Annotated in this window: 12 protein-coding genes; 2 read left to right on the forward strand and 10 right to left on the reverse strand. The window is 36.3% G+C overall.

The genetic code is table 11. The features are described 5' to 3' along the window. From AC23L6_RS13045 to AC23L6_RS13070, 6 genes are all read right to left on the reverse strand, one after another. Positions 1 to 259: hypothetical protein (locus AC23L6_RS13045; protein WP_487562927.1), on the reverse strand; the 259-nt coding region annotated here is incomplete at its 3' end. Between the two features lie 162 nt (positions 260 to 421). After that, a complete protein-coding gene (locus tag AC23L6_RS13050) occupies positions 422 to 2,686 on the reverse strand; it encodes a multicopper oxidase family protein (RefSeq protein ID WP_487562926.1) in 2,265 nt (754 codons plus the stop codon). Between the two features lie 18 nt (positions 2,687 to 2,704). After that, positions 2,705 to 3,277 carry a reactive chlorine resistance membrane protein RclC gene (rclC, locus tag AC23L6_RS13055; protein ID WP_487562925.1) on the reverse strand — a complete coding sequence of 191 codons (573 nt, stop codon included), beginning with the start codon at positions 3,275 to 3,277 and terminating at the stop codon, positions 2,705 to 2,707. 48 nt (positions 3,278 to 3,325) lie between these two features. After that, on the reverse strand, positions 3,326 to 5,827 hold the full coding sequence (locus AC23L6_RS13060; protein WP_487562924.1) for a heavy metal translocating P-type ATPase: 2,502 nt from the start codon (positions 5,825 to 5,827) through the stop codon (positions 3,326 to 3,328). Positions 5,828 to 5,834: 7 nt separating this feature from the next. Then, entirely contained in the window at positions 5,835 to 6,677 is an 843-nt protein-coding gene (locus AC23L6_RS13065; RefSeq protein ID WP_487562923.1) for a DUF3347 domain-containing protein, read from the reverse strand. Positions 6,678 to 6,775: 98 nt separating this feature from the next. Further along, positions 6,776 to 7,294 carry a helix-turn-helix domain-containing protein gene (locus AC23L6_RS13070; protein ID WP_487562922.1) on the reverse strand — a complete coding sequence of 173 codons (519 nt, stop codon included), beginning with the start codon at positions 7,292 to 7,294 and terminating at the stop codon, positions 6,776 to 6,778. A gap of 351 nt (positions 7,295 to 7,645) precedes the next feature. Between AC23L6_RS13070 and AC23L6_RS13075 the strand changes: the two genes are divergently transcribed. Both AC23L6_RS13075 and AC23L6_RS13080 read left to right on the forward strand, forming a co-directional pair. Continuing rightward, complete coding sequence (locus AC23L6_RS13075; protein ID WP_487562536.1) at positions 7,646 to 7,831, forward strand: hypothetical protein; 186 nt, start codon at positions 7,646 to 7,648, stop codon at positions 7,829 to 7,831. Positions 7,832 to 7,841: 10 nt separating this feature from the next. Then, complete coding sequence (locus tag AC23L6_RS13080; protein WP_487562921.1) at positions 7,842 to 8,837, forward strand: IS110 family RNA-guided transposase; 996 nt, start codon at positions 7,842 to 7,844, stop codon at positions 8,835 to 8,837. A gap of 151 nt (positions 8,838 to 8,988) precedes the next feature. Here AC23L6_RS13080 and AC23L6_RS13085 read toward each other — a convergent pair whose 3' ends face one another. The 4 genes from AC23L6_RS13085 to AC23L6_RS13100 all read right to left on the reverse strand — a co-directional run bounded on the left by AC23L6_RS13085 (position 8,989) and on the right by AC23L6_RS13100 (position 11,177). Beyond that, positions 8,989 to 9,402 carry a hypothetical protein gene (locus AC23L6_RS13085; RefSeq protein WP_487562920.1) on the reverse strand — a complete coding sequence of 138 codons (414 nt, stop codon included), beginning with the start codon at positions 9,400 to 9,402 and terminating at the stop codon, positions 8,989 to 8,991. A gap of 161 nt (positions 9,403 to 9,563) precedes the next feature. After that, positions 9,564 to 10,217, reverse strand: coding sequence for a hypothetical protein (locus AC23L6_RS13090; protein WP_487562919.1), 654 nt, complete (start codon positions 10,215 to 10,217; stop codon positions 9,564 to 9,566). Between the two features lie 278 nt (positions 10,218 to 10,495). Further along, entirely contained in the window at positions 10,496 to 10,642 is a 147-nt protein-coding gene (locus AC23L6_RS13095; protein WP_487562918.1) for a hypothetical protein, read from the reverse strand. A gap of 4 nt (positions 10,643 to 10,646) precedes the next feature. Continuing rightward, a complete protein-coding gene (locus AC23L6_RS13100; protein ID WP_487562917.1) occupies positions 10,647 to 11,177 on the reverse strand; it encodes a hypothetical protein in 531 nt (176 codons plus the stop codon). Positions 11,178 to 11,329 lie beyond the last annotated feature (152 nt).

The raw sequence follows: 11,329 nt of genomic DNA on the forward strand, positions 1-11,329 counted from the left end.
GCAACGGTAAACAGAGGAACACCTTATGTAGAAATGAGTAAATTTTGTGCTTAAAAATTTGGATTTGATCTTGGACGGTTTGCGGCTTGGCGAAGGTGGCGATTTTTACCACAAATGTTGATGCGGAGAACCGAACTTTGATTAACCACAAATGTGTCTGCGGAGCACTGAACCGCCACTTTTGCCAAACCGCTGTTAGGTGCTGGCGTTCTGTCCGCTGTGCTTGTAAACCATTGTCAATATTGAGTTTCTGTGTCATTGTCGTGTCGGCTGTGCGTTGCGTTTTTTATTTTTTTTTTGAAGCGTTGGAAATTTTTTAAAAGCAATTTTTATTTTGGGTCGGTTTTGCAAGCTCTATTAAAAACTTTGGTCGTGTGTCGGCTTGCGCAGTTTTTAATTGTGCTTGCAAATTGCGTTGACTTTAGTAATTCAAACTAAGCCCAACACCAAATCCCATATCACTATCATAATGGGTACGAATACCCATGTTTTTATTGACGATATACTTCAAGTCTACCATATATTCCAAATCAGTATTAACCATAAACGCGGCTCTTATTCTTTTAGAAATTGGAATGTCCTCACGCATCAAAGACAATCGTACAATACCATCGTGATAAACTTCTGCCTGAAAATTAATCAACATCGGCAAGGTGTACATAAAACCTACACTAATGGCTCTTCGGGTGTCTTTTTTATTTTTCTGTCCGAATATATTTGTTTCGTGTTCATCCATTCCCATTATTCTGTACCGCCAATCGAAACCAACAAAAGGCATAAACCACTGCATTTTTCCGATGTATCTTCCCAAATGAGTTTCTACTTCATAACCGTGCATATCGTTGTAACCTAATCGCCATTCTGTCCCTAAAGACCATCTTGCATTTTGAACCATTGCTTCGCCATCATTACCATTGGTTGCAAAATCATTTTGAGCCATAAAGTGTGGCATATTGCTTTCTCTTTGCAATTTATTGTAGGCTTGTTTTTTGTTAGGTAAATAAGGGTTTTGGTAATCGTCTACGGCAAAAACTCTGTTCATTCCGCCCATCATATGATATAAAATATGACAATGAAAAAACCAATCTCCTTCTTCGTTTGCTAAAAATTCTATGGTATTAGTTTCCATAGGCATTATATCCAACACATTTTTGAGTGGTGAATATTCGCCTTTACCATTGATTACCCTAAAATCAAAACCGTGCAAGTGCATCGGGTGACGCATCATTGAGTTGTTGTAAATGGTGATGCGTAATACTTCTCCTTTTTTTACAGGGATTTTATCCGTTTCTGAAAAAACTCTATTGTCCATACTCCACACATAACGGTTCATATTTCCGGTAAGGGTAAACTTTAATTCCTTTACTGGTGCATCTTTTGGAAGTGTAGTATTATGGGGCGATTGCAACATTGCATAGTTCAGGGTTTTGATTTCTCCTAATGCATTTGCATTATAACGGTTGGGGTCGTTATCCATATTGCGCTGGCTATGATCTTGCTTTTGTTTTGCATCACCCGTAATTTCGGGATACATCACCACGTTCATATCCATTTTGTTTAGGCTCATTTGCATTCCCATATCGTCCAAATTTCCATCCATCTTCATCATATCGTTCATCATTTTCATTCCCTCAAAATATTTTAATTTGGGAAGTGGGGATATTAATTGTTTGATGCCATTGCCTATAAAATAGCTTGCTGATTGTGTACGGTCTTCGGTTGTGGCTAAAAATTCATAAGAGACTCCTTCTTCGGGAATGGTTACTACAATATCGTAAGTTTCAGAAACGGCAATAATCAATCTATCTACTTCCACAGGCTCTACATCGTTGCCGTCATTGGCAACAACTGTAATTTTTCCGCCTGCATAGCGCAACCAAAAGTAGGATGAAGCCCCACCGTTTGAAATTCGCAATCGTACTTTGTCTCCTGCTTTTAATGTTTTACCGTCAACCGTTTTTAAATCGGAAGTGTGATTTCTATTGATTAAAATTTTGTCATAATAGACATCGCTCACGTCCATTGCCAACATTCGTTTCCATTCGTTGGCAAGTTTGGTTTTGAAATGTCCTGCTCTAATCGCTTCTGCATAGGATTGTGTGGCATTCTTTTTTATTGCCGACCAATCGTTGGCATTATGCAACATACGGTTGATATTATTGGGATTTAGGTTTGTCCATTCGCTCAAAATAATGGGAACGGTTGGCAAATCATCTATTCCTTTTCGGAATGTTTTATCGTCATCTCGTTTTTTCATTATAAAACTGCCATACATACCAATCTGTTCTTGCAAACCTGAGTGTGAATGATACCAGTGTGTTCCGTGTTGGATAATGGGAAAACGATAAGTAAAACTTGTACCTGCCTCAATGGGTTTCTGTGTTAACCAGGGCACACCATCTTCTTTGTTCGGCAAAAATACTCCGTGCCAATGCAAAGAAGTACTTTCTTTTAACTGATTATGCACTACAATTTCAGCAGTATCACCTTCTGTGAAAGTAAGTGTAGGCATTGGAATTTGACCGTTCACGGCAATGGCTATTTTCTCTTTTCCTGCGTAGTTTACCAATGTGTCTGTTACATATAAATCATAACGAACTACTTTTTGGGCGAAAAGGGAAGTTGTTGCCAATAGCAATAAAGCTATCGGCAACAGTTTTTTCTGAAAAAGGTTTTGTATATCCATTTTAAGATTTTCATATTTTTATCTTTTGTTCAATAATTGTTTTGCACTATCAGAAGCACAGATTAATCCTGCTCCTAACATAATTATATCTTTGATTACAAGTCGTCCTGCTCCCGACAAATAAGGAAAGCCAAATTGAGGTGTGGGAAAATCGCCACCCAAATTTGGAACATATACTTCGGGGGTGGTTATCAAAAATGATAAGGTCACCAAAGACATTCCAAAAGTTAACATACCTCCAATAAAACCAATTTTGGCATACCAAATTCCCAATAACGTAAGAATGCCGATCATCACAATGACTGTTCCTAAACCATAAGAAAAAATGTATGTATTGTTTTCTTTATGCCAGTCAATGTTCTTTTGAACTGTTTTGCCCTCAGGGTTTTTATATTCATTGTATTCGGGAGCTTCTTTGTCGTAAAAGAAACTCATTACCGGACTATTCGCAACAAAAGGAACTATCCCGTCTGCTTCATACTGAAACGCTTTCAGTCCACCAATCCAAGCCATCACAATAAAAATTGCTATGCGTGTAAGGTTGATGAACTGTTTTTGGCTGCTGGCAACTATTTTAATTAATTTCTCCATGTCTATTCGTTGATTAAACTCGTTTTTAAATTCACCTTTTCCTTGTTTTTATATTTTCACACTTCGAAGTCTAAGTGCATTTGCAATTACCGAAACTGAACTAAAACTCATTGCCAATGCAGCAATCATAGGCGAGAGCAATATTCCGAAAAACGGATATAATACACCTGCTGCAATTGGGATTCCTAATATGTTATAGACAAGGGCGAAAAACAGATTCTGCTTAATGTTTTTCATTACAGCATCACTTAAATTTCTGGCTTTTACAATTCCGTTTAAATCGCCTTTGACCAAAGTTATCATCGCACTTTCAATGGCAACATCTGTACCTGTTCCCATTGCTATTCCGACATCGCTTTTTGCTAATGCGGGTGCATCATTAATTCCGTCTCCTGCCATTGCCACCACGTTCCCTTTTTCTTGTAGCTTCTCCACTTCTTTCAGTTTATCTTCAGGCAACATACTTGCTTTAAAATCTGTAAGTTTTAGCTCTGAAGCTACTGCTTGTGCGGTGTCGTGATTATCACCTGTCAGCATTACAACTGCTATGCCTTTTTCTTGTAATTCTTTAATGGCTTTGGCACTTGTTACTTTTATTTTGTCACCTATAACAACATAACCAACCACCGAATTGTCTATTGCGAGATAAGAAACCGTCTTTCCTTGTTTTTGAAATGCTTTCGCTTCGTCCTCCATTTTAGAACTGATTTCGGCTTTAGCGTATTCCATCATTTTTGGATTTCCCAAAGCAACGTTCTGACTATTGATAGTAGCTTCAACACCTTTTCCTGTAACAGCATTAAAATTTTCCGATTTGATTATTTCAGCATTGTTTTCTTTTCCGTATTTAACGGTTGCTTCGGCTAAAGGATGTTCGCTATTTGTGTTCAATGAAACAATGTATTGAAGTACTTCGCTTTCTCTAAAACCATTATTGAAAGAACCGATACTTTCTACGGTTGGTTTTCCTTCCGTAATCGTTCCTGTTTTATCAACGATTAAGGTGTCTATTTTGTGGAATTTTTCAAGTGCTTCGGCATTTTTAATCAACACGCCATTTTGGGCACCCTTGCCTACGCCAACCATTACAGACATTGGCGTTGCCAAGCCCAAAGCACACGGACAAGCAATAATTAAAACGGCTATTGCATTGACTAATGCATAAACATAAGCAGGTTCTGGTCCCCAAATTGCCCAAACTATAAAGGTGCTTACCGCAATGAGAACTACAATCGGTACAAAATATCCCGACACTCTATCGGCTAAATTTTGAATAGGGGCACGGCTTCTACTGGCATCATTTACCATTTTAATAATTTGAGAAAGCAAGGTATCGCTACCCACTTTTTCGGCTTTCATCAAAAAGGTTTGATTGCCATTTATCGTTCCACTACTTACTTTATCGTTCATAGCTTTATTCACAGGAATTGGCTCTCCCGTAATCATAGATTCGTCAATGGTTGTATCACCTTCGATGATAACACCATCAACAGGAATTTTTTCACCAGGTTTTACTTTAAGAATATCGTTTAATTCTATTTTGTCGATGCTGACTTCCACCTCTTCACCATTAACCATTTTTGTGGCTTTATTGGGTGCTAATTTCAACAATTCTTTCACTGCCGAATTGGTTCTACTATGTGCACGGGCTTCTAAAAGCTGTCCCAACAACACCAAGGTTAAGATAACGGTTGCTGCTTCAAAATAAACGTGGACTGCTCCATGATGTGATTTAAATTGATCGGGGAAAAAATCCGGAAAAAGCATACCCACCACACTGAATAACCAAGCTACACCAGCACCAATTCCGATTAGCGTAAACATATTGAGATTCCAGGTTTTGATGCTTCGGTAGGCTCGTTCAAAAAACATCCAAGTGGCATAAAACACGACAGGAATGGATAGAAAAAACTGCACCCAGTTCCATTGTTTTTGTCCCATCAGCTCATATAAAGGATTGTTTGGAATCATTTCGCTCATTGCGATGAAGAAAATGGGCAATGTAAATGCGGTTGCAATCCAAAACTTCTTTGATAATTTTTTATAGGTCTTTTCTTCCGAAGAAAGGTCGGCTTGCATGGGTACTAAATCCATTCCACAAATGGGGCAGGAGCCAGGTTCGTCTTGTACAATTTCAGGGTGCATTGGACACGTCCACTGTTCTGTATTGGAAGTTGATAGATTTTGTTCCTCCACCAAATCCATTCCGCAGACTGGGCAATCACCAGCTTTGTCGTATGTTTTATCGCCTTCGCAACGCATCGGGCAATAAAATACGCCCGTTCCTTTTCCTTTTGGTTTGTCGTGCTGTTTGGGTTCTGAATGGTGATGATGTTCTCCTAAATTATGGATACTATATCTTCCACCATCATTTTTTAAGGATTCCTGAAATGTTTCCAAGTGAATATGTTTTTCCATTTCAATAGTCGCTTCTGCTTTTTCTAAATCAACAGCAACTTTTGAAACGCCTTGTACTTTTGAAAGTGTTTCTTCTACGTGCTTACGGCAACCGTTACAGGTCATTCCGTGTATGTGATATGTGTGTTTCATTGATTTTTTATTTAATTGTTTCTACTGTGCTACCACAAGTCAACATTTGTGAACCGTAATACGGATTTTTGATTGCATCTTCTTTGCTTAACCAATTTGCACCTTTACCACCGTTTGCCATTGGACAATACTGATAGTAAACAGGTGTTTCGGATTTTGAAACCTTTATTAGTTCATACATATTTTTTGACAAACTCATAAAATGGTCTCTTTGATGCCCTATATCTTTGGTATCTGAAATATGCTCTGCATCAAATAAAAGGTCTTTCATCACTTTCATCCAAACGTTGTGTTCATCTGTTGTTAATGTTTCCATTTTTACTGCGGAAATTGCGTTGCTCAAATCTTTTGCTTTTGAAGAAGCCGTATTGCCGTCTGTTTTTACCAAAGCATCTTTTACGGCAAAATAGCTTTCAAAAACAGCTTTCATTTGGTTTGTTTCCTGCTTTTCGCTTATTGTCGTATGGTTTGAATGGTCGTGTGTTTCTGTATTTGGTTCTGTTTTTGCAACGGGTTTGTTTACACGTTCGTATTGGCAACATTCAGGAAGTTTTGCATAAACATCAGTAGGTGCAAGAAATTTGTCGCTGTCGTAACCGCTTAATGCAATACGTCTCAGAATTTCGTCTTGGTTTGTTTTTGTTGCATCATAAGTTATGGTAGCTATTTTAGTGTCTTTGTTCCAATCTACGTTGGCTACCTTTTTCATATTACCTGCTTTTTCAATGGTGCTTTCACACATTCCGCAGTTTCCGTAAATTTTTAAGGTTTCAGTTTTTGAGTTTTTAATTTGAGCATTACAGGCTGTAAATGACAGCAATGCTGTGAATAATGTTAAGGCGATTTTCATTTTTGTATTTTTTAGAGTTTATACTATTAATAACATTGCAAATTTACCATTATGTGTATTAGGACACGTTACACAATTAAGGGTTTGATTTGTAAAATTTAGATGTCATTAATTTGCTTGCGGTTTTTATTCTTCATCTGCTTGAAGAATGTAGGCGTAAATCCTGTAACTTTTTTGAACTGATTGCTCAAATGTGCTACACTACTGTAATGAAGCCGTTCGGCAATTTCGCTTAAATTCAGTTCGTCATACGTTAGTAATTCTTTGACTTTTTCAATTTTTTGATTAATAAAATATTTTTCAATAGTTGTGCCTTCCACTTCTGAAAATAAACGGCTCAGCGTATTATAGTCCTGCAAAATGTTTTGTGTGAGATAATCCGAAAGATTATATTTTGTATCATTACTTTGATAATGAACTAACTCTATAATTAAGTTTTTTATCTTCTCTATGGTTTTACTTTGTTTATCATTCATCAGGTCAAATCCTAATGATTGTAAATTTGAAATTAAATGTTCTTTAACTTTTTCAATATTACTTTCTTGAATTTCAATTTCACCTAACTCAACATAAATAGGGTGCAGTCCAAGTGTTTCTAACTCTGATTTCACTGCCATTTTACAACGGCTGCATACCATATTTTTAATATAGAGTTTCATCTGTATTTGAAGGGTTGGCTAAAAAACGGCTCTTTTGGTTTTGCCTGTGTGTCGGCTTGTGCGGTTGGGGCAAAACCAAATGTGCCGTTTGTGCGGTTGGCTAAAATTGTTTTTAAAAAAGTGCGTAGGAAAAAAAATAAAAAATATAGGGTCGGTAGTGAGTGTCGGCTTACTTGATGTCCGATTTCAATATGGTCTGTATGTCTTTGGTCACTCGTCAAAAATGGTTTACTTTTTATGTTTAATTGTCAGCGTGTCTGATGTTGTCGGATCGTTCTCGAGGCTTGCCACTAACGTTTTGCCTTTAGTTTGCATAATCAAATAAATAGTTATTTTTCCGAAGAAGAAACGGGTGAACTAAAACGTTTCGTAGGGTTGAGACCTATAAGCTGCATAAGACCCGTTTCTACTTTCGGACTTGCCAGTACTAGTTGGAATGATGGGTTTTTAGACCCGCTAAAGGCGATAGCACAGCAAGGTATTTATTTATCCTAAAAACAAATGTATGAAAAAAGTAACAGAAACTATTGGAATTGATGTTTCCAAATTAACACTAGATGTTTATGTACGAACTACTAAAGTTCACAAACAATTCAGCAATGATGAAAAAGGCTTCAAACAAATTATTAGTTGGACCATCAAGCAAAAAATCAATTTAGAAGAAACCTTATTTTGCTTTGAGCATACCGGTTGGTATTGTATACTATTAAGTTATTTTTTGTTTGAGAACAAGCATCGTTATTGTTGTATCAACGCCATAGAGATTAAGCGTTCAATGGGATTAAAGCGAGGTAAAAGTGATAAGGCAGATGCATGGGAAATAGCCAACTACGCCTGGCTAAGAAGGGAAGAATTGATACCATCCGTCCCTCCAGCAAAGAAGCTAATAGAATTACAAAGGATGATGAGTTTACGTGAACAATTAGTCAAACAGCTTACCGCGAGCAAGAATCTTTACAAAGGGATGCAAGAAATAGTTATAGATGAATTAAATGATGTTTCCTTGGGAATCTTAAAGGAGAATATCAATCATTTAGAAAAGCAAATTCTCACCACAGAAAAAGCGATGAATGAGCTTATAAAAATGGATGAAGCCATGATAAACAATTATAAACTATCCAAAACAGTCAAAGGAGTAGGAATGGTACTGGCAGTTCAAATGCTACTACATACTCACAATTACACGCGTTTTGAGAGTTCTCGACAGTTCTCAGCCTATTGTGGATTAGTTCCCTATCCCTATCAATCAGGGACAAGCATCAATGGACGCAATAAAACTCACCCAATTAGTGATCGAAAGATGAAGAGTCTATTGTCCATGTCAGCCATAAGCGCCATTCAACACGACAAAGAACTCAAACTGTATTATCAAAAAAGAGTGGAAGAAGGCAAACCTAAAATGGTAGTTTTAAACATCATCAGAAACAAAATTGTATCAAGAGTATTTGCAACGGTAAACAGAGGAACACCTTATGTAGAAATGAGTAAATTTTGTGCTTAAAAATTTGGATTTGATCTTGGAATGCGGCTTGGCGCAGTAGCGACTTCGTGAAACGTATTATTTCTTGCTAAGATAAGATTTTCCAGCGGAAAATCGGACGTTATTATTTATTGAATTGTAGCTATTGCGCCAAACCGCTGTTAGCAGACGTTTATTTTAAAATTTCAAACTCTCCGATATAACCTTCTTCTAATTTTTTTGCGCTTTCCCTAGTCGGATATGTTGAACTTATGTAAATATGATAAACTTCGCAACTTTTATAAAAAGTAAACTGAGTAAACTTAGAGTCTAGTTTCTTCAAACTTTCAGCTATAGCTTTAATTTCTGACTTTTCAGACTTACTAGAATAGTCGGGTAAAATACATTCAACCGAATATTCTCCATTCCATTTACCGTATCTCATTTCTGCAAAATCAATAATCTGAAATCTCACAATTTTTTTCTCGACAAGAACTGAATCAAAAGCAATTTTAGAATTTTCGCAATATTTATTTAAGTGAAATTTGTTTTGAGCTTTTGCTGAAAAAAAAGAAGTTAATAATAAAATTGTAAATATTCTTATCATATGATTGTTTTAAATGACTGCTAACGGTTGGGGCTTTGTGTCAGTAGGGGATTTATGAAAACCGGAACTGTCTGCCCGTTGATAATTTGTTAAAAGTAGAAAATATAATTTAACCGGGAAAACCCCTATTGCACAAAACCCTTGTTAAGCGATGGCAATTTTTACCCCGCTCCTGTAATTTCTTTAAATAATAGTTTCTTTCCGTCAAAAGTGAACACCCACCAAATTACATGCTCACACATTGAACTGTCATTTTCTGGTATCTCGTCCTCTGAAGTCGATTTGCTTTTATAGTCTATATTTGAATTTGTCCCTACGGTAAGAGTTACAAGTTTATTTTCTATTGTTACACCATAAAAATGATGGCAAGGTTCTGTTTTAATTATTTCAGTATACTCTAATTTGTCCTTACTTAAAAGATTAGTAATGTCTAATTTTTTAAAAAGTTGGTTTATTTGTTCAGTTTGGATACTCTCAGAAATATCGTTATAAAAACTAATGAACATGGTTTTAGTTATTTTCTCACCGTTTTTGTCGAGTTGTTCATGAAAGTCTTCATTGTCAACATATAAGATGTTTTCGTTATTAATTGGAAACCTAAAAATATCAGCAATTTTTTCCTTGTTATTGGATGCTAAAATTGATTGAAGACGTTTCAGTTCTTCTATTATTATTTGTCGTTCTGATTTACTTGCTATTTTGTCATTCAGTTGTTTTGAATTAACCTCTTCTCGGTCAGTCTCACTTTTATTTTCGTATTGATTGCATGAAAACAATAGTCCGATGATTGTCAATAAAATTAGTTTTTCTCTCATAATTGCTTTAGAAGATTGAGTCTGCTTTTTGCTATCGCTTAATGGGGCGCGCGCTTGACGAAGTCGCTTGATTTCTTCAAGCGTCGAGTTAGCGGAAGGGCGCGCCCCATTAGCGTAAAGGTGCTGTGCGCCTTTACGCTAACGGTTTTGGGCTTTGTGTCAGTAGGGGATTTATGAAAACCGAAACTGTCTGCCCGTTGATAATTTGTTAAAAGTAAAAAATTTGAATGAACTACGAAAACCCCTATTGCACAAAACCCTTGTTGTGCGATGTACCTTTATGTACTGATTTTCTTCTCTGTACGTTTTTTCTTGGTAAGCTTTCTCTTTTGAAAAAACTCACTCAAAGCTTTTTCCTCTTCAGGAGTTAAAGAGTTTACTTCCCCGATGATGTCAATGTCCAAATATGTTTTCTTTGTTTTCATGGGTCTATTTATTTTTAAAATATTTATTAATAAGCTTTAAAGCGGATTTAGTCTCAATTATCATAATTCTCCCTCCGAAATGGATTGCCCCCAAACTCTCAACGTAATGATTAATCAGTTGAGATTTTGAAAGGAAAGAAACATTTCCTTCGTGACCTCTCTGAAAGGATAATTTACAAGCATATGCAACTAAATTCCCCGCAACACCAGCATACATTTTTGTCTTTCCTTTGTTAAATGGAGCACTTTCAACAAGATGCATATAAACGTGGTCGCTCTTAATTTCCAAACTTACAAGACCTTGAATAATGTTCGAGTTTCCAACAATAGTCAGTTTATAAACATCTCTCAAAGGATTTTTAAATTCTGCACTCCAGTCAAATACCCAACCATTTTTTTTAGCTAAGGATTTGATGTCAGAAGACTGCAAAATTGAAATCTCAGTTTGAAAACTGTCTCCTGTCACGACATTTTCAATAGAGTTTGTCAACTTATCAATTATGAAATCTAAACCAGTTTCTATATTTTTATCCATTTAGCTAAATTAATGAATAAAAGCTAAAATTCTAAAAATATTCTCATGGAAATTTCGTCACGTGGTATATCGCACAACGTCAGACTGTGAAAAAACCTCACAGCCCTTCGAACAAATATAGCAAAATGTTTTCAAGCAGTAGTTTATTTGAT

This window comes from Flavobacterium sp. R1_16, from assembly GCF_057652095.1.